The sequence below is a fragment of the Acinetobacter sp. UBA6526 genome, assembly GCF_002434875.1.
GTDB lineage: Bacteria > Pseudomonadota > Gammaproteobacteria > Pseudomonadales > Moraxellaceae > Acinetobacter > Acinetobacter venetianus.
This window is the reverse complement of the sequence record NZ_DJLC01000158.1, coordinates 1-19,387: the sequence shown is the minus strand read 5'-3', so window position 1 is coordinate 19,387 and position 19,387 is coordinate 1. Positions and strand designations below refer to the sequence as shown.

Below are 19,387 nucleotides of genomic sequence, written 5' to 3'. Positions count from 1 at the left end.
TGCTACCAGAAGTATTCGCTGTACCCTCACCACATCTGTCTCCAGAAATTGATGTTCCTGAACCTGAGCCGCCTCCAATATTTGTAGCAGCAAATGCAGTAGGAGAAAAACTAATTGCACCAACCAAAACCGCAGCTGATAAATTGAGAATTTTTGATTTGGTTTTTGTTTTACTTTTTGCAAGTTCAGAAGTTGCAACCCACGCTCCAAGAGAAGCATTCCAAACCACTTTATATACTTTATTCATAAAAATTCTCAGATAATTACTACAGTTATTGATGGTCTAAAAATGCGAAACTGCATTTTTAGTGTCGCCGCTAAAAAAAGAGCGGCGGATGCTAATCAAACCGAGTAATCTGGTAAAGAATATACAAATGTATATAATTTAAATGTGAGACACATTTCTCATATTCTAAAAATAAATAAAAATATAAATCATTGATTTAAATTAATAAAAAACCAAAATGTTTCAAATTGTTTTCTTTTGTTTTTATTTCATGAATGACACAACAAATAGAATAATAACTCTAATAAATTAATAATTTTTACTTATAAAACAAAATATTAAATAAACCAAATGGTAAAATAAATTAACAAAACATCACAAACCAAAAGATTAATTCCACACATAAAAATCATCATTTTGTTTTAAATATTTTGGAACAAATCGAGTATGATTTAGAGGAGTAAATGATGTTTGAACCCGTATGAACAGCAGTTTAAAATTACTAAGAAAACAACTTCGATTAAAAAGAAAACTAATTAGCCCTATTCAACATAAACAAATCGAACAACAAGTATTAAATCAATTGAGATACTGTCCTCAATTTAAATCATCTAAAAAAATCGGATTGTATTTACACGCTTTCGGTGAAGTACATACACGAAAAATAATTGAGCTCTGCTTTAAACAAAAGAAGCAAGTATATTTACCGATGATTTGCTCGATGAACCAAAACCTTGTTTGGGTAAAAATCAGTGCAAATCAATATCTCAATAAGCGTTTCTCTCACCATCCTCTTGGTATGAAAGAGCCTATGGCAACGCGCGGACAGCATGTATCTAAATTAGATTTACTGGTGATGCCGTTATTAGCATGTGATTATTTCGGAACAAGAGTCGGTATGGGAGGTGGCTTTTATGATCGTACTTTGGCAACAGCACCACATCAGCCTTTTCGACTGGGTCTCGCGCATTCATTTCAATATCTCAATGAACCATTATTCAGGCAAAAATGGGATCAACCATTAAATGCTTTACTGACACCTGAAAAAATTTATTACTTCAAATCTTAGTCTCTAATTTCTATGAATTTGTAGGCGAAAGTCGACCAATTTAGTCTTTTTTTTATAATTTCTCTTGTAAAACCCTTGTAATTTTTGAAATGCACATCACTATAAAAAACATGGCAACACCGTTGTCACTCATTAGGAGTGCCCATGTCTGAATATATTATGAATAATGAAACAAGCTTAGAGCCGCAGGTTCCAAGTGTATTACCACTATTAGCGTTACGTGATGTTGTGGTGTATCCACACATGCAAATCGCGCTATTCGTGGGTCGTGAAAAATCGATCAATGCAGTGGATGTGGCTCGTAACAGTGACAATTTAGTATTTGTAGTTGCGCAAAAAGATTCGCTTACAGAAGAAATTGATCACGATAATCTCTATCAATATGGAACCGTGGCTAAAATCGTACAAGTTGTGAATCATGAAAATGATGAAAACTGTATTAAAGTGCTGATCGAAGGCTTACACCGTTCTAAATTAGAGCGCATTATCGATGGCGAAGAATATCTGACAGCTGAGCATCATTTAAGCCCAATGAATGTTCCATTGGATAAAGAAGCACAAGAGACTCGCTTAAATGAATTACGTACTCTATTTGCTCAATATGCAGAAGCAAAATTACGTAATGCGCGTGAACTTGTTGCAGCTGCAAATAAAATCGAAGACTTATTACAACTTATGTTCTTCGTGGCGACTCGTGTGCCTTTAAATATTGAAGTGAAACAAAAGTTTTTAGAACACGACGAATTTGAAGCTCATCTACAAGAGTTGATGAATTATTTGATGAATCAATCTGCTGAGCAGCAAATTGAACAAACGTTACACGACAGCGTAAAACGTCAAATGGAAAAGAACCAACGTGAATACTTTCTAAATGAAAAAATGAAAGTCATTCAACGTGAACTTTCCGATATGAATGGCGGTGCTGAGGATGATGTAGCTGAGATTGAAAAACGTCTTGCAGAAGCTGATCTCCCTGAGCATGTACGCAAAAAAGCTGATGCTGAATTCCGTAAGCTCAAAGCGATGCAACCCGCTTCAAGTGAGGCTGCTGTTGTTCGTAACTATTTAGAAGTCATTCTAGATACTCCTTGGAATAAGGCGAGCAAAGTTAGTATCAACTTGGCGAAAGCTCAAGAAATTCTAGATACGGATCATTACGGCTTAGATGACGTTAAAGATCGTATTGTTGAATATCTTGCAGTTCAGTCTCGCGTGAAGAAACTGAAAGGCCCTATCCTTTGCTTAGTTGGTCCTCCAGGTGTGGGTAAAACATCGCTTGGTGAGTCAGTTGCCAAAGCAACAGGTCGTGAGTTTGTTCGAATGGCACTCGGTGGTGTCCGTGATGAAGCTGAAATCCGTGGTCATCGTCGTACCTATATCGGTGCGATGCCGGGTAAAATTGTGCAATCTTTGACAAAAGTTGGTGTAAAGAACCCACTGTTCTTACTCGACGAAATCGACAAGATGGCGCAAGACTACCGTGGTGATCCTGCTTCTGCATTACTTGAAGTGCTCGATCCATCACAGAACAATAAATTCAATGATCACTATTTAGACCTTGATCTTGATTTGTCAGAAGTGATGTTCATCTGTACTGCAAACAGTATGAATATTCCTGAAGCTTTATTGGACCGTATGGAAGTGATTCGTCTACCAGGTTATACCGAAGATGAAAAAGTAAATATTGCTGAGCGCTATCTTGTTCCAAAAGCAATCAAGAATAATGGTCTACGTGCCAAAGAATTGACTGTTCATGAAGAAGCAATTCGTGACATCGTACAACGTTATACACGCGAAGCAGGTGTTCGTAGCCTAGAGCGTGAAGTATCGAAAATTGCACGTAAAGTAGTTAAAGAAGCGGTGAGCAAGAAGTCTAAAAACTTACAAGTTGATGTGACTTCTGCAAATCTTCCTGAATACCTAGGTCCACATAAGTTTGACTTTGGTATGGCAGAAGATGAAGCACAAGTTGGTCGTGTAAATGGTTTAGCTTGGACTTCGGTCGGTGGTGAATTACTTACGATTGAAGTTGCTGCGGTAAAAGGTAAAGGTAAATTCATTACGACGGGTTCTCTCGGTGATGTAATGAAAGAATCAATTACTGCTGCAATGACTGTGGTACGTACCCGCGCTGATGATCTAGGCATCGAGGCTTCTCGTTTTGATGAGACCGATGTACATGTGCATTTACCTGAAGGTGCGACACCAAAAGATGGTCCATCTGCTGGTTTAGCTCTGACCACTGCCCTTGTATCAGCATTTACTGGCATTCCAATTCGTCCAGATATTGCAATGACAGGTGAAACAAGTCTTGGTGGTCGTGCAATGCGCATCGGTGGCTTAAAAGAGAAACTTCTTGCAGCACACCGTGGTGGTATTAAGCTCGTATTTATCCCACAAGATAACGTACGTGATTTGGCTGAAATTCCTGACAATGTCAAAGAAGGCTTAGAAATCAAAGCGGTGAAAAGCATTGATGAAATCTTACCTTTAGCATTAACAGACACGCCAAAGCCTTTGCCAAAAACACCTATTGTAAAACCAGTAGAGGATGCAAAAGCAGCACGTCACTAAAAATAAGTACCATATAAAGAAGAGAGCTTAGGCTCTCTTTTTTTGTTACATAATCAGGTTGAAAAATGATCAATTTATTGCATAATAAAATAGAGTCAATAAAAAGAAAGGCTAAATTCTGACTCTTAAACTAATTTTAGTGTTATCTGAACTCCAGACGGATAACACTTTAATCGCAGCTCATACACATTTTGAGCTGCGTTTTTTATGTAGAAGCATAAACCATCATTCTGAAGTTTTTATGACAAGTAAACATTCAATTAAACCGCCATGTAACAAGTTGAATGTTTATAATGTCTCTATATTTTCCACATTACTTTTTTTATGAAAATTCGAATTCTCACCATTGGTCAAAAAATGCCTGCATGGGTACTCACTGGGTTTGAAGACTACTTCAAACGCATCCAACCATTTGTGCAAACTCAGGTCATTGAATTACCGATGGCTAAACGAGGTAAAAATGATTCTGAAGCAGATATTTTAAAATACTGCCAAATCGAAGGTGAAAGTATCTTAAATGCACTGAAACCTAATGAAACACTCATTGCACTTGAAGTCGGTGGACGCGAGCTGAGTACGGAAAAACTCGCCGACACTATGAAACAATGGATGCTTGAAGGCAATGACGTTGCGCTTGCAATCGGCGGACCTGATGGTCATTCAGATGCCGTTCGTAAAGCTGCGGCTTGGCATTGGTCTTTATCAAAACTAACCATGCCTCACCCAATGGTGCGTATTTTGTTGATTGAGCAACTTTATCGGGCAATGAGCATTAACCACAATCACCCTTATCACCGTGCATAACTTAAACCAAATTGTTCCGATTATAGAACAATCTGTTGAAGTTTAACGGCTGTCATTCTCCCGCTGATTTTGTCACGATAGTGCTGTAATTCCAATCAGGTGCTTATTTATGAATTTCCAGACTTTACCCGGATTATTTATTTCTCATGGTTCACCCATGCTTGCACTTGACCCAGAACAAGTAGGCCCTGCTTTATATCGATTAAGCATCAACCTACCAAAACCCCAAGCCATTATTGTGATGTCAGCACATTGGGAAAGTCAGGCATTGGAAGTCAGTACTTCTTCCAGACCACAAACGTGGCATGATTTCCGTGGCTTCCCGCCTGAATTATATGAAATTCGTTATCCTGCGGCTGGTTCACCGACTTTGGCAGAAGAAATACTGAGTTTATTTGCTGATGCTGGTATTGCTGCACATGCTAACAGCACACGACCACGCGATCATGGTGTATGGATGCCATTACTGCATATGTACCCTGATGCAGATATTCCTGTCATTGAAATCTCTCTTCCAATCAAAATGACGGCAGACGAGATTTACAAAATTGGGCAAGTATTATCACCATTAAGAGAACAACAAATTCTATTAATTGGTTCAGGCAGTATCACACACAACTTAGCAGAACTCTCATGGCATGCAGATGCAGACGTTCCTTTTTGGGCAAGTAATTTCCGTAATACTGTGGTGAGTAAACTCAGCCATCAAGATTATGATGCAGTACTTAATTGGCCAGAGCTGCCCTATGTTCAACGCAATCATCCAACGCTTGAACACTTTGCGCCATTGTTCTTTGCTATGGGGACAGGTGTTCGATTCAGTATCGTACATAGCAGCTTTTCGATGGGTTCTTTGGGTATGGATATTTATCGTTTCGATTAAATTGAGTATTTTATCAACCAATCTAAACTAGGTTTGCTTTAAATAGAGCAAACCTACAAATCTCCTTTATTTATCTTAAACTTACAAATAAATACATTTAACACACTTAATCCATAAATGGATTGCATTTTCTTTTTTTAAGAATGATTTAAGCTTACTACTGTTTATTTTTAACTGTTGTTTTTTAAATATGAAAATTAAATATTTAGTTCTCGCTTTGCTTCCGCTTTCATTAATGGCTTGTCAAACAGTACAAAACGTTAGTGATAACGTAATTAATCAAATTAACACGAATGCTGTGAAAAACTTAACTGAATATAATTGGACATATCAAGGTTCTAAAGCATCTAAACCTTTAGTGTTATCTTTTAGCCAAGATCAAAAACTTTCAATCCAAACTGGCTGTAATAATCAAGGTGGTACGTGGAAAGTTGAAGGCAACAGCATTGTTGTTTCGCCACTTGTATCGACAATGATGGCTTGTGCAGATGACTTAATGCAACAAGAACGCTTATCTTCTGATATTTTCAGCGAGAAAAAAGTACCGTTTGCAATCAGCACTTTAAATGGTGAAGCGATCTTGACTGTAACTGATAGCAAAGGTCAAAAATACGTATTTGCAGGTACTAAAGTGGAAAGTAATAATGTATTAACAAATTACACTTGGTCGTATCAGCCAGCTGAGACAAAACGTCCAATCGTATTGAATTTCTTGGAAAATGACCGTCTTTCTGTAGATACAGGTTGTAACCGCCTTAATACCTCTTGGAAAGTTGAAAATGGTCAAATCATTACTGGTGATGGCGCATCAACATTAATGGCATGTGATCCTGCATTAATGAAACAAGAGCAATTTGCTGGTCAATTATTAACAAAAGGCAAGATTCCTTTTGAAGTGAATACAACTGATTTACACGCACCAAGCATGACACTGACGGATGCAAAAGGTCAAAAATATACTTTTGTTGGTAAAATGACCCCCGAAACTAAATACCAATCTGAAGGTAAAACTGTTTTCTTGGAAATCGCACCAGAAACAAAATCGTGTGTAGGTGTCGCTCCACAAACTTGTATGCAAGTACGTGAAGTAAAATATGATGAAAAAGGCATCAAAACTTATGCAGATAAAGACTGGTCACTATATTACGGCCAAATCGAAGGTTTCGAACATAATCCAAACCAACGTGTAATCGTTCGTGTTAAACGTTTTGATATTAAGAATCCTGCTGCTGATCAATCTAGCATTGCAGATGTACTAGATATGGTTGTTGAACAAGAAATTGTGAAAAAACCATAATCGTATTCTAGTAATAAAAAATCCGATGCTTTAGCATCGGATTTTTTATGGAAAGCCTTATTTATTAAACAGGGTTTTAGAGGGGTTCTTAATAAATGCCCTGCCCCAATATCGCATCTGCAACTTTCACAAAACCAGCAATGTTCGCACCATCAACATAATTGATTGTGCCATCTTCCTGCGTACCATACTTGACACAGTTTCGATGAATCTCTTTCATAATCGCATGCAAACGCTCATCGACCTGCTCGAAAGACCAACCTAAGCGATTCGCATTTTGAGACATCTCTAAACCAGATGTCGCGACACCGCCTGCATTTGATGCTTTACCTGGTGCATATAAAATCTTCGCCTCAACGAATTTTTCAACGGCTTCAAGTGTAGATGGCATGTTTGCCCCTTCAGCTACACAAATCACACCGTTAGCAAGTAATGCTGCTGCATCTTCACCATTTAATTCATTCTGAGTGGCACATGGCAAAGCAATATCAACAGGAATATGCCACGGTGTTTGTCCTTCGAAATATTCAAATCCGTGTTTCGAAGCAAACTCTGAAATACGTCCACGTTTGACATTTTTCAGCTCCATCACTTCATCTAAAAGCTCTTTACTAAAGCCATTTTTCAAATACACAGTGCCATTTGAGTCAGAGAGGGTCACTACTTTTGCACCAAGGAACATCGCTTTTTCTGCTGCAAACTGCGCCACATTTCCTGAGCCAGAAACTGAAACTATTTTACCTACGAAATTATCACCACGCGTTTTCAACATTTCTTCAGCGAAATAAACCGTACCATAACCCGTTGCTTCAGGACGAGCAAGAGAACCACCAAATGAAATACCTTTACCAGTAAACACGCATGAGGTGTCATTGCTTAGTTTTTTCATCATGCCCGTCATATAACCGACTTCGCGTCCACCAACACCAATATCTCCTGCTGGAATATCCGTATTTGAACCCAAATGACGATATAACTCGAACATCAATGCTTGGCAAAAACGCATGATCTCAGCTTCAGACTTACCCTTTGGATCAAAGTCAGAACCGCCTTTACCACCACCCATAGGCAAAGTAGTTAACGCATTTTTAAAGGTTTGTTCAAAACCTAAAAATTTTAAAATTGATAAATTCACAGATGGATGAAAACGCATACCACCTTTATATGGGCCAATTGCTGAGTTATATTGCACGCGGAATCCACGATTGACATGCACTTGCCCTCGATCATCCATCCAAGATACGCGGAACTGAATCACTCGTTCGGGTTCAATCAGTCGTTCTAAAAGACCATGTTCAGCATATTTTGGATTTTTCTGTATAAATGGCCACAAGCTTGTCATTACTTCTTCAACAGCTTGTAGAAACTCAGGTTGATGTGGATCTCTTGCTTCAACATAAGCTAAGAAGTCACTTAAATTGCTGTATTTCAACACTCACCCCCGACACAATGATTCATTATGGTGCTAAAAATGCACCAAAAAGAATATCTCACAAATTAGAGATACTTTGCTATTAGGTATGAGTATAGTTTTTCTAATTTTTAAAATTTATTTATATTTATCAACAAAATATTTAAATAAATATTCATTATTTATATTATAAATACCAAATTAAAAACTATAAAATTCAAATAAAATTATTAAATAGCACCAAAAACAACCAAAAATGGCACTATTATTAATCAAAAAAGAATGAATGAATGACAATTCTAGGCTCAATAGCTTGAGGAGTTTTGCCTAGCATTTTCAAAACAATGTCTCTGTTTTTAATTACGTCTCACTTTAGCTTTCAAAAGGCTGTCCAAACAATACAACCAATAAACACAGGATTCCAACGCACAGTGAAAACACAAACTTAGCTTTAGCTATTCGGAAATGTACCCACATTGAACTCAAACATTGAAAAAAGTAATACAGTGCAAAACCTTTAGATGCAAAGCTAATAATTTCAAAAATATCGAATGACCAAACTAAAACAATGCACGCAGCAGCAATGAAAACATAAGCAACTTTTACAGATACTCTTTGTTGCGAGACTTCATTAACTAGCCCCCCCATTTCCAGCAAAATCTGCTAATGCAGCACTGAGTTGGCTCGTTACCGCAGCAATAAATAGGAAAATAGGTGCACCCCAAAACACATACTTTGCAATATCAATCACAGATGTATCTGAGATTTCACCACTGAGCGGATGTAATTGGAAAACCAGACTAAACAATAGAATGAAAATGATATAAATGCCTGTACTCAATAACTGAGCATTGCGCATACTTTTCACTCTAATTTCTGCTGAATACTCTTTTCCTAAATAACGACTGGTTTCAAATCCCTGAATCATAATGAGTAAACCCATAATGATTGGAATATGCTTCATATCAAAGCTTGAAGGAACATGACTGGGAGCTTGATGATCTAAATTAAAAAACAACAAAGCACATAGAAAAACAGTAATGATGCTCAACTTAATATTTACAGCAAAAATCTCAATTTTTTCGAGTATTTTAAATCCTCGGAAATAACCAAAGAATGCCATTAACAGTAGAATCACTGTCGTGATGATCTGTGTTGTTCCTAAAAATTGAATGGAAAAAATTCTAACAATAAATGATGAAAACAAATACAAATAATAAGTGACTGAAAGTACATACGCTGCGGTTAACGCAATGTCGCTTAAACGCTCAATCTGCAATAAATGACGATCTTGTTGAGCAGCCAAGTTAGGTTCAACGTGCTGAATATTCCAACGAATAATTTGCCCAATCGAGTACGCAAATACGCATAAAGTCACCATGACATAAATCGCATAATGACCACTTAAATCATTCAATAAAGGTGCTGCGATCAGAAAACCACCACCAATGATTGATGCCAATGGCGTTACAGTTGCACGCCACACAGGTTTATTTCTTATTTTTGGATAAGACAACACCCATACTATAAGTATGGCTAATACACCCCAAATTATTGTTACGATTGGCATAAAAATACGCTTTACGACACTTTAATATTATTCAACTCCATTCTAATCAAGAAATCTTAAAGCTGTATAGAAATCTAATCAACTGAGAAAGTTATCTTGACCCTATGCTGTTTTTTCTTCATCATCGCTGTCGTTTTAACAAGTTGTTGGTTCTATGGACGCCTCTATCGCACTTATTCGTGAAATTGATGCATTACTTCCGCAAACACAATGTGGTTTGTGCGGGCACCGTGATGGATGCTTGCCGTATGCAAAATCGATTGCTGAAGGCGAGGAAGCGAATAAATGTGTTCCTGGTGGACAACCTGTGGCTGACGCATTGGCAACACTTTTAAAACGACCTATATTGATCGCTGAACCAAGTGTTTGGGATATTCAATCAGATGGACGTCCGCAGCAAATGAAAGCGGTAATCCGTGAAGATGAATGCATTGGCTGTACTAAATGTATTAGTGCCTGCCCTGTTGATGCAATTATTGGCAGTGGTAAGCTCATGCATACCATTTTAACCGACCTGTGCACAGGTTGTGAGCTTTGTATTCCACCATGTCCTGTTGACTGTATTGATCTAGTTGAGGATACAGCTCCAGTTGCTAACGACGAGCAGCGGATCAAAGTACAAGATGATCTCAGACATCGCTACTATGCACATATTCAACGTGAAGAAAAATATCGAATTCATCGTAAAGGCCCGATTGTACGTGCTGAAATTGATGCTGCATTTTTTGCAAAATTCTCTCAAGAACTCAATAATGTCCCTGCAATTACCTTGACTGAAAAAGTGGCTGAAACTCCTGCTTTGGATGCGAAGACCACGATTGAGTTAGCAAAACTACGTACACAGATCAAAAAGTTGGAAAAGCAGCTCAGCGTACGTGCAGATGAGAAAAAACAACTGCAACTGATTGAATTACAACAGCGCTTAAACGAATTGCTGGAGGGTTAACATGTCAACTAAAAATATGACCAAAAAGCAAATTCAAATCTTTTTTGAACGGTTGCGTGAACAACGACCAAATCCTCAAACAGAATTAAACTACACATCTCCATTTGAATTGCTCATCGCAGTGATGCTTTCTGCTCAGGCGACAGATGTCAGTGTTAATAAAGCCACAGACAAACTTTATCCAATTGCCAATACAGCACAAAGTATTCTCAATTTGGGTGTAGATGGCTTAAAAGAATATATAAAAACCATTGGCTTATATAATTCCAAAGCGGAAAATGTGATTAAAACCTGCCGTATCTTGGTTGAACAGTATCAAGGACAAGTGCCTGAAACACGTAAAGAACTTGAAGCATTGCCGGGGGTGGGACGAAAAACTGCCAATGTTGTGCTCAATACTGCATTTGGTCAGCCGACCATGGCTGTTGATACGCATATTTTCCGTGTTGGTAATCGTACAGGTTTAGCAGTAGGAAAAAATGTTCTCGAAGTTGAACATCGTTTAGTTAAAGTGATTCCCAAAGAATTTATTATTGATTCACATCATTGGCTAATCTTGCATGGGCGCTATTGCTGTATCGCACGTAAACCCAAATGTGGCGAATGTATTGTCTCAGATGTCTGTAATTGGCCAGATCGTTTTGAGTTTGGTGCAGCTAAAATGATTAAAACAAAAAACCTCAGTTAGTCCTGAGGTTTTTTTTGCTGTTGTAACTTAGGATGGAGTTGGCGAGCTTTACCATACTTCTTATTTTCTAATGCTTGCTGTTTTTGCACATGACGCAGCATTTTTTGGCTTTGGTATAATAAAAATAACAGCAAAATAAAACTTAAAATCACCGCGATGATCAGCACAACTTTTAACATTTGCTTTCTCCAAAATAAAAAGAGCCCTTGTCAGAGCTCCTTATTAATCTACAACTTAGATTATTTATCTAAAATTGCAAATAAATCTTTTTGAACTTTATCAATCGCACGTAAGCCATTTAACTTATCGTAAGTTGGCGCATTTTCACCAGAAGCAGCACGACCTTGGTAGAATCCAACAAGTTGCTCAGTTTCGCTATGATAAGAACCTAAACGCTTACGGATTGTTTCTTCTTGATCATCAGGACGTTGTACAAGCTCTTCACCAGTCTCGTCATCTTTACCTTCCACTTTTGGTGGATTATAAACGATGTGATATACGCGACCAGATGCTGGATGTTGACGACGACCAGACAAACGTTGAACAATCTCTTCATCAGGAACATCAATTTCAATCACGTGATCAATTGAAATACCAGCTGATTCTAATGCTTCAGCTTGTGGAATCGTACGAGGGAAACCGTCAAAGATACAACCGTTTACGCAGTCTGGTTGAGCAATACGCTCTTTGACCAAACCGATAATTAATTCGTCTGATACTAAACCACCTGACTCCATGACGCTTTTCGCTTTTAAGCCAAGATCAGTACCTTCACGAATTGCAGCACGGAGCATATCACCGGTTGAAATTTGTGGGATATTGTAGCGCTTACAGATCAACTGAGCTTGAGTACCTTTGCCTGCCCCAGGTGGTCCGAGTAAAATAATGCGCATAAAGAACATCCTCATTTAAAAACAATAAATCTTTAATTGAGCAATATCATACAGACTTATTGCCCAACCAACATCAAATTAATTATAAGAAAGCTACAAATAAGTGGATTAAACCTGCAAAAAAGCCAGTTACCCCACCCAGTACAATTAAAATCCACTCATCTTCTTGGAACGCTGGTCGTAATAGGTTTTGGAACTCTTTCGGTGTTAGTTCACGGATACGGTCTCTAAACATTTGAAAGATCTTTTGCGCACGACTAGCATTCAAGGCTGGGTCACATACTGGCCCCATAGTAATTTCAATTGAACGATCAATCAAGTCGGTCTTGAGTCTAGCATATTCTCTAGGACCCAATGATAGCTGCAATGATGTTCTAACTAGTGGAGTTTCCATAATTTCATTAATATGGCGCTTGACAATACGACGGGTTTTATCTTTTTTGCTGCCGTACATCATTTCAGTCATAATCGACTTCAATGTGATCAAGTCCTCTGTTACCACACTCGCAAATACATCCGAAACCTCTTCCTGACGCTTCATAAAAGCACCTTGTACATTGTAAGTACCGATCTTTAGAACAGGTACAATCCAAGGGAATTTACGATCTTTAGTTAAGCGGAATATTTGTGGATAACGGATATAATGCGGCTCGATTGGGTTAAATACCATCCAAATTGCAATCCAGTTGGTCAAGAAACCCCAAATCGATGCCCAAAATGGAACAGTCCAATGCCAAGGCACTACGAACCAAACAATCATTTGGAAAACACCAAAGAACATCCCAATCAATGCACTGATATGCCAAATAAAGTTAATTTCTTTTTGTCCAACTTTTAGGAACATCCGCACCATCAAACGGCGATCACCTTCCATTTGGCGAACAACCATTTCACGCATATCAACAAGTGACTCGACGTTCATGGTCAGCTCAGTCACAAGTTCTCTTAAAGTATTTGGGAGTTGTTTATGTGCTTGAGCATAAATACGGCGTTTAATCGAATAGGGTAAATTTTCCCATAGCACTGCATTACGGTCGATCATGACTTCATCAATTAAGTGTTCAAGTTCAAAACCAACTTGTTCACCAATAATCATGGCCATATCTTCTGGGTCCATTGCTTCTAAGAACTCACGCAATGAACCAAGTTTAGTTAATGTATTATCAGTAATGATGCCTGAAATACGTCCAGCTTTACGTGGAACAATCCCTTGCCAACCTACAGGTAATGGTCCTAAATGGAATCCCCAAAAATTAATTGGGTAAAACACCATTTTTAAAGCCATCCACACGTGAGCCCAAGTTACAAAGGCTGTCACAGGAATAATACTTAAGACCGCCAGATGGTCTGGTCGATTTAAAAAAATCTGCCACAATTCATTGACGTAATCAAACATGCATGACTCTCAAAATTATTAATACATTATGGCTAACAGGACAAAGAGCAAATATCTCCTATAGACCAAAACTTAAAGTGTAAGAAAACTGAAAAACTGGTTCCGATTTTTTCACAGTATTGCCACTCCCATCTTCAATTTTTTCTCGTATACCAGCGCCTACACTGAATGTGCTGATACGTTCGCTATTCAGCCAAACATAAGAAAGATCAGCACCTACACCGAGATTGCCTTTTTGTTTACCTCCAAAGTTTTTACTGTCTAAATGTCCCGCGTAGACACCAACGTAATAACCATTTTTATCAGTGCCTGTTAAATAATATGGATAACGAAATCCAACTTGTGCACCTGGTTCATTATCATCATTTAAAAATGCACCAGCTTTTGCATAAGCAATACCATAAGGATTAACCCATTCTAAATTGGCATGTAGTAATTTTTTTGTAAAACCTGCACCAATATTCCAAGTCGAAACATTAGCATCTTTTAATTTTGGCTCTGGCATATATGGATTTTCATCCGCATGCACCAAACCATTACATGTTAAAACCGCTAGCAAAAGGTAAAGTTTTCTCATTATTCTCTCCATTTTCCTTAAGAGTGCGTATTGGACAATCCTATTTCAAACCGTTTGTGACTTTAACAGAATTATTTTGCTTCTAGTATACAAGACCCTACAAATTTAATGTCTGCAAAGTCAAAAACTGTCGCAGCTTCATTTATATGAAGTATTGAAAAATCTACAGTATGATCATGCAACTTACGTTAAAATAAGTCACCCATACCCTCTTTCAATCTTGTAATTTAAGTCGACTCCGTATGAAACAGCACTTTCCTTTAAAAAACATGCAACAAGAAAAGCGCATTTATAGGGGTCGAATCTTTTTTGCAATTTTTCTAGTGATGACGTTTCTTCTTTTATTGATCTGTCGTTATGCATATTTACAGATTGTTCATTACGATGATTTTACAACGGCATCAGATAAGAACAGAATTCGCTTACAACCTCTTCCGCCTGCCCGTGGTTATATTTACGATCGTAATGGTATTTTACTTGCAGATAATTATCCTGTTTTTAGTGCAACATTAAGCCGTGCAGATGTTACCGATATTGATGGAACAATTTCTCGTCTAATTCCAGTATTAAGTCTGACACAAGAAGACGTCGATCGTTTTAAGAGCCGTGTTAAAACTGCTCGAAAAACTGAGCGTATCGCGATCAAGCTCAACCTGACTGAAAATGACATTGCAAAGTTCAGTGAAGTTAAATATGCCTTTCCTGGGGTTAAAATCGAAACACAGATGACTCGCTACTACCCTCACGGTGAGTTATTTGCGCATGTCATCGGTTATGTCGGTCGAATTAACGATAAAGAACTTAAAAAGATCGATAAGGATTTATATGCTGGAACTAACCTTATCGGCAAAATTGGTGCAGAAAAAAGCTATGAGGATTTACTGCACGGCACACCGGGCTATGAATCTGTCGAAGCCGATGCACATGGTAATGTGCTCAGAAACTTAGGGCGCCAAGATCCTGTTCGCGGTAATGATCTCTATTTATCGATAGATTATGGCTTACAAACCATTGCGGCTAAACAGTTAGCTGATCGTCGCGGTGCGATTGTTGCGATAGATCCCCGCACTGGCGAAATTTTAGCACTAGTTTCGAGTCCAAGTTTTAATCCCAATTTATTCGTAACGGGGATCAGCACTAAAGACTATAGTGCTCTGCGTGATAACTTAGATCAGCCACTTTATAACCGTGCAGTTCAAGGTTCTTATCCACCGGGTTCTACGATTAAGCCAATGTTCGGTCTAGGAGGGATTCACTATGGACTCGTCGATTGGAATACCGCTATTTCTGATCCTGGCTATTTCTCTCTTCCAGGGGATTCACATAAATTCCGTGACTGGAAAAAATCAGGACATGGTTCAGTTAACTTACATAAAGCTCAAGTCGTATCTTGCGATACTTATTTCTATATCTTGTCCTATCGTATGGGCATAGAAAAAATGAATGAATGGATGCGCCAATTTGGTTTCGGTGAGAAAACAGGGGTCGATCTACCTAGTGAAAGTTCAGGCTTATACCCAAGCCCACAATGGAAAATGCGTACTCGTAAAAGCAAATGGCTAAAAGGTGAAACAATTTCCGTCAGTATTGGACAGGGTGCATTTACAGCAACACCATTACAGCTCGCTATGGCAACTGCAATTACCGCAAACAAAGGATCACATGTCACACCGCATGTATTACGAGATACCAAAGGTGCAAAACAATTCACTGTACATAATGCACCAGATGGAAAAATCCAATTTAATGGAACCGCACAAGATTGGATGAATATGCATGATGCCATGGTTGATGTCATTCAATCTGGTACAGGTCGTGGAATTAAAGGCGGTTTGCAATATTCAATTGCTGGTAAAACTGGTACGGCACAAGTTAAAAGTATTGCCCAAGGAAAACGCTATAACGAAGCAGCACTTTCTTCAAGACAATGGGATCATGGTCTATTTGTTGGATTTGCTCCAGCAGATAACCCAGAAATTGCAATCGCAGTCGTATGGGAAAATGGTAAACATGGTGGTTCAGCAGCTCAACTCGCACGTCCAATTTTTGATTACTGGCTTGTTACTCGTAAGAAAAATCCGATTCGTCCAGCAAATCATCAAGTCAGTGGCGGCCTGATGACCGCGGGTATTAAGCCGGGTGAATTACCTAGCGGTGGAGCAGCATCTACAGTACAAGCACAATCAATAACCACAGCTCCTTTACCTGCTGATGAGGTCACTGAATAATGAAAAATCAATTACGGATCATTGGCGGGGAATGGAAGCGTCGTACTTTACCTTTTGCGAATGTAGACGGTTTACGTCCAACGCCTGACCGTGTACGTGAGACATTATTTAATTGGCTCATGTGGGATATTCAAAATGCACAGGTTTTAGACCTTTGCACTGGCTCAGGTGCGTTAGGATTTGAGGCGCTTTCTCGTGGAGCTGCCAAAGTCGTAATGATTGAACCCAATACAACTCAAGCAAAATTTTTAAAAGAGAATATTGCTTTATTAAAAGCAGAGAATTGTCAGCTACACCTAACAACAGCACAACAAGCGCTCAAGAAACTGAATCTTAGTTTCGACGTTGTCTTTCTTGATCCACCCTATAGTTTAGACTTATGGCAAGAACTTGCTGAGTTATCAGATCCGATGATTGCAAACCAAGCCTTCATTTACGTTGAAGCAGATCGAGAATTATCACAGCTCAAACTACCAGCATCTTGGCAAAAAATTAAAGAAACTAAAGCAGGTGTAGTTCGAGCAGGCTTATACCAAAAAATTACTTAGAAAATTCTTAGCCAAAACAGTCTAATGAGTTGCCCTCGATCAAACGGAAAGCTCGACAAATACTCATAGCCGATTCGGTTGCTTGAGTTAAGCTGATAGACAATACCGTAGCCCAGTGAGATCGAGAAATCATCCAAACTTAGATTTGAAGTATCACCTGTTAACATCTTATGGTTGAATTGATTGGTCTGGTACGCAGTATAGTTGTATACACGCCACCGCTCATCTTGAAAAAGCTGATTATGCAAAACTGAATAATCTGTTTTCATTTCAGGATATGCAGCATCAAACATTTCCTCAGAATCATCTTCAAATCCAGCAAAGAAACTATAGTCTCCTGCATGGCAGATACAGGAGAAACATAAGATAAAATAGGGTAAAACTGCTGATTGACTACGCATAGCATGTTGAATTAATTCGATGAAAAATGAGCATAACCTGTTCCAGAAAGTTTAAGCAAATGGAACACTAGATTTTCCATTCCATACGCCGCCCATTGGGCACCTTAGCATTTTTCACCCCCTTGAACTGGTTTTCCTGTACAGCCTTAAAACCAATCCTTTCATATAAACGTTGCCCTCTAGGGTTTTCACAAGACACATCCAAAGACAAAATCGAATGCCCCTGCTGTTGGGCAAGCATTTTTAGATACGTTAACAAGGACAAACCAATACCCTGACTACGATATTGGGGATGCACACCAAAATTTGCAATATGCAAGCTTGATGCAACTGGCTTGGTCACCACGGAAGCTGAATGCAACGCTCTCGCCAAAACACGAGGTGATCGAAACCGATACATAGTGAGAATGTTTTTAACCGTACCGCTATCCATTTTTAGTAGGTCATCTTTTCCATAGCAAGCCACGGTGGCAATCACCTTGTTATCTTTCTCGACCACCCAGTGCAGTTTATAGCTTGTATATCCATATTCTGATAAAAACTCTTTATGAATAAAAGTTTCAGCACTGATAGGATCATGTTGATAAATATAGTCAAACAAGGGAATTCCAGCACTATAAATCAGCGGAACACACTCATTCACATCTTGTTTTTCTGCCCTGCGTATCTTCACTTTCTGCTCCTCAAACGGATTATTATATAAATTTTTCATTTTTGTTTTCCCTGTTATATTACATGTTTAAAATCAAATATATAGATAAAAACATGCGTTTTATCTCAAAACTGGATTTTATGTCGCATTATTTAAGTCATTTAATTGCTTCTGTTAGACATAAATACTTAATTTATAGCAGGGTTTTAGATACAATGAGCCGATCTACAAACTCAACATAATTCCCCATGAAAGTTTTACTCCTATTGGTCACATGCCTCAGCCTAACAGCGTGTATTTTTGGTCAATCTAGTGAGGTCAAACGTGCAGAAAAAATTTTACAAGATTTTCAGTGCAACAATATCGAATCAAACCAATTAGCCACATCTTCGATCACCAATTTTCACCAACAAGCCCTTGCTGTGAATAAAGAAAAGGCCGCGACATATATTGAACAATATAAAAATGGTGAAGATCTCTTTGACATCCCATTGGATGAAGTAGTACAACAAAAATATCAATTATATAAACAAGCTTGTCAGGCACTTGGCGGAGTCGCATCTGCTAAAGAACAAATTGTTATAGGTGCGTCTGACGAGAATAAATAGAGTGACAAACTCTATCTAGGACATTAAATGATAGAAAAAAAATTGAGCTTAAAACATTATATTGCTCTTATGCTCATTTTAGTTACGGCAATAATCGCAAGTATTAATCCTTTAGAATTCGATTCATATTTATTGCATCAAGCAGGTACAGTTTTCATGCTGATTGCTTTGCTTGTCATCATGCGAAAAATTGGCATTAACTTTTACAGCTTTTGCTTATACCTGCTCTTTTTATTTATTCATATTGTTGGCGCACACTACCTCTACTCTTATGTTCCCTACAATGAATGGTTCAATTCCCTTTTTCATTTTGACTTAAATCAAAGTATGGGATGGACTAGAAATATGTATGATCGTTTTGTCCATTTTGCATATGGATTTTTACTCTATCCCTTATTCTATCGTTGTTTTCAAGTTTGGTTTCCCGCGGCTAAACCAGCAGCTTTATTGTTCTTGGTCATACAATTTGTTATGGCAACAAGCTTAATATATGAGTTCATTGAATGGTGGATTGCGATGGGATTATCGCCTGAAGATGCGGAAAATTATAATGGTCAACAAGGCGACATGTGGGATGCCCACAAAGATATGTTCCTTGCAACAGTTGGGGCAGTCC

The 19,387-nt window shown here is 38.3% G+C and carries 20 protein-coding genes; 11 read left to right on the top strand and 9 right to left on the bottom strand.

Annotated features, from left to right (window positions below; translation table 11 throughout):
- The coding region (locus B4237_RS10945) for an ESPR-type extended signal peptide-containing protein (RefSeq protein ID WP_286943087.1) at positions 1-247 on the bottom strand (247 nt) is incomplete at its 3' end.
- Positions 248-707: 460 nt separating this feature from the next.
- Here B4237_RS10945 and B4237_RS10940 point away from each other — a divergent pair.
- The 5 genes from B4237_RS10940 to B4237_RS10920 all read left to right on the top strand — a co-directional run bounded on the left by B4237_RS10940 (position 708) and on the right by B4237_RS10920 (position 6,853).
- On the top strand, positions 708-1,295 hold the full coding sequence (locus B4237_RS10940; RefSeq protein WP_278596636.1) for a 5-formyltetrahydrofolate cyclo-ligase: 588 nt from the start codon (positions 708-710) through the stop codon (positions 1,293-1,295).
- 144 nt (positions 1,296-1,439) lie between these two features.
- Positions 1,440-3,869 (top strand): endopeptidase La, encoded by a 2,430-nt coding sequence (lon, locus tag B4237_RS10935; RefSeq protein ID WP_023014020.1) that lies wholly within the window; start codon positions 1,440-1,442, stop codon positions 3,867-3,869.
- Between the two features lie 324 nt (positions 3,870-4,193).
- Complete coding sequence (rlmH, locus tag B4237_RS10930; RefSeq protein WP_007483624.1) at positions 4,194-4,673, top strand: 23S rRNA (pseudouridine(1915)-N(3))-methyltransferase RlmH; 480 nt, start codon at positions 4,194-4,196, stop codon at positions 4,671-4,673.
- A gap of 109 nt (positions 4,674-4,782) precedes the next feature.
- Positions 4,783-5,556: a DODA-type extradiol aromatic ring-opening family dioxygenase gene (locus B4237_RS10925; RefSeq protein WP_004880866.1), complete on the top strand. Its 774-nt coding sequence runs from the start codon at positions 4,783-4,785 to the stop codon at positions 5,554-5,556.
- A gap of 190 nt (positions 5,557-5,746) precedes the next feature.
- A complete protein-coding gene (locus B4237_RS10920) occupies positions 5,747-6,853 on the top strand; it encodes an META and DUF4377 domain-containing protein (RefSeq protein WP_278596635.1) in 1,107 nt (368 codons plus the stop codon).
- A gap of 88 nt (positions 6,854-6,941) precedes the next feature.
- Here B4237_RS10920 and gdhA read toward each other — a convergent pair whose 3' ends face one another.
- Together gdhA and B4237_RS10910 are read right to left on the bottom strand one after the other, a co-directional pair.
- On the bottom strand, positions 6,942-8,288 hold the full coding sequence (gdhA, locus tag B4237_RS10915) for an NADP-specific glutamate dehydrogenase (protein ID WP_004880869.1): 1,347 nt from the start codon (positions 8,286-8,288) through the stop codon (positions 6,942-6,944).
- Positions 8,289-8,895: 607 nt separating this feature from the next.
- Entirely contained in the window at positions 8,896-9,834 is a 939-nt protein-coding gene (locus B4237_RS10910; protein ID WP_286943082.1) for a hypothetical protein, read from the bottom strand.
- Positions 9,835-9,988: 154 nt separating this feature from the next.
- Between B4237_RS10910 and B4237_RS10905 the strand changes: the two genes are divergently transcribed.
- Positions 9,989-10,780, top strand: a complete 792-nt coding sequence (locus B4237_RS10905; protein ID WP_278596633.1) for an RnfABCDGE type electron transport complex subunit B — start codon at positions 9,989-9,991, stop codon at positions 10,778-10,780.
- Between the two features lies 1 nt (position 10,781).
- Positions 10,782-11,468, top strand: coding sequence for an endonuclease III (gene nth, locus B4237_RS10900; RefSeq protein ID WP_004880878.1), 687 nt, complete (start codon positions 10,782-10,784; stop codon positions 11,466-11,468).
- On the opposite strand, the gene B4237_RS10895 is transcribed toward nth, so the two are convergent.
- The 4 genes from B4237_RS10895 to B4237_RS10880 form a co-directional block, all read right to left on the bottom strand.
- On the bottom strand, positions 11,465-11,647 hold the full coding sequence (locus B4237_RS10895) for a hypothetical protein (RefSeq protein WP_007483675.1): 183 nt from the start codon (positions 11,645-11,647) through the stop codon (positions 11,465-11,467). The genes nth and B4237_RS10895 overlap by 4 nt on opposite strands.
- A 60-nt stretch (positions 11,648-11,707) precedes the next feature.
- The gene (adk, locus tag B4237_RS10890; RefSeq protein ID WP_278596632.1) at positions 11,708-12,361 is read right to left on the bottom strand and encodes an adenylate kinase; all 654 of its coding nucleotides are present in this window, start codon (positions 12,359-12,361) and stop codon (positions 11,708-11,710) included.
- A gap of 82 nt (positions 12,362-12,443) precedes the next feature.
- Entirely contained in the window at positions 12,444-13,757 is a 1,314-nt protein-coding gene (locus B4237_RS10885; RefSeq protein WP_004880894.1) for a hypothetical protein, read from the bottom strand.
- A gap of 58 nt (positions 13,758-13,815) precedes the next feature.
- Positions 13,816-14,334, bottom strand: coding sequence for a hypothetical protein (locus B4237_RS10880; protein ID WP_004880896.1), 519 nt, complete (start codon positions 14,332-14,334; stop codon positions 13,816-13,818).
- A 242-nt stretch (positions 14,335-14,576) separates the two neighbouring features.
- Here B4237_RS10880 and mrdA point away from each other — a divergent pair, with 242 nt between their 5' ends.
- Positions 14,577-16,562 carry a penicillin-binding protein 2 gene (mrdA, locus tag B4237_RS10875; RefSeq protein ID WP_278596631.1) on the top strand — a complete coding sequence of 662 codons (1,986 nt, stop codon included), beginning with the start codon at positions 14,577-14,579 and terminating at the stop codon, positions 16,560-16,562.
- The gene (gene rsmD / locus B4237_RS10870) at positions 16,562-17,110 is read left to right on the top strand and encodes a 16S rRNA (guanine(966)-N(2))-methyltransferase RsmD (RefSeq protein WP_007483661.1); all 549 of its coding nucleotides are present in this window, start codon (positions 16,562-16,564) and stop codon (positions 17,108-17,110) included. Before mrdA ends, rsmD begins: the two co-directional genes overlap by 1 nt.
- Here the strand turns inward: rsmD and B4237_RS10865 are convergent.
- Positions 17,107-17,511 carry a hypothetical protein gene (locus tag B4237_RS10865; RefSeq protein ID WP_278596630.1) on the bottom strand — a complete coding sequence of 135 codons (405 nt, stop codon included), beginning with the start codon at positions 17,509-17,511 and terminating at the stop codon, positions 17,107-17,109. The two genes, rsmD and B4237_RS10865, sit on opposite strands and share 4 nt — an antisense overlap.
- 67 nt (positions 17,512-17,578) lie before the next feature.
- Positions 17,579-18,223: a GNAT family N-acetyltransferase gene (locus B4237_RS10860; RefSeq protein ID WP_286943078.1), complete on the bottom strand. Its 645-nt coding sequence runs from the start codon at positions 18,221-18,223 to the stop codon at positions 17,579-17,581.
- Positions 18,224-18,411: 188 nt separating this feature from the next.
- On the opposite strand from B4237_RS10860, the gene B4237_RS10855 reads away from it, so the two are divergent.
- Together B4237_RS10855 and B4237_RS10850 are read left to right on the top strand one after the other, a co-directional pair.
- Entirely contained in the window at positions 18,412-18,771 is a 360-nt protein-coding gene (locus tag B4237_RS10855; RefSeq protein WP_278596628.1) for a hypothetical protein, read from the top strand.
- 27 nt (positions 18,772-18,798) lie between these two features.
- Positions 18,799-19,387, top strand: a 589-nt coding sequence (locus B4237_RS10850; RefSeq protein WP_286943076.1) for a DUF2238 domain-containing protein, incomplete at its 3' end; no start/stop codon positions are given.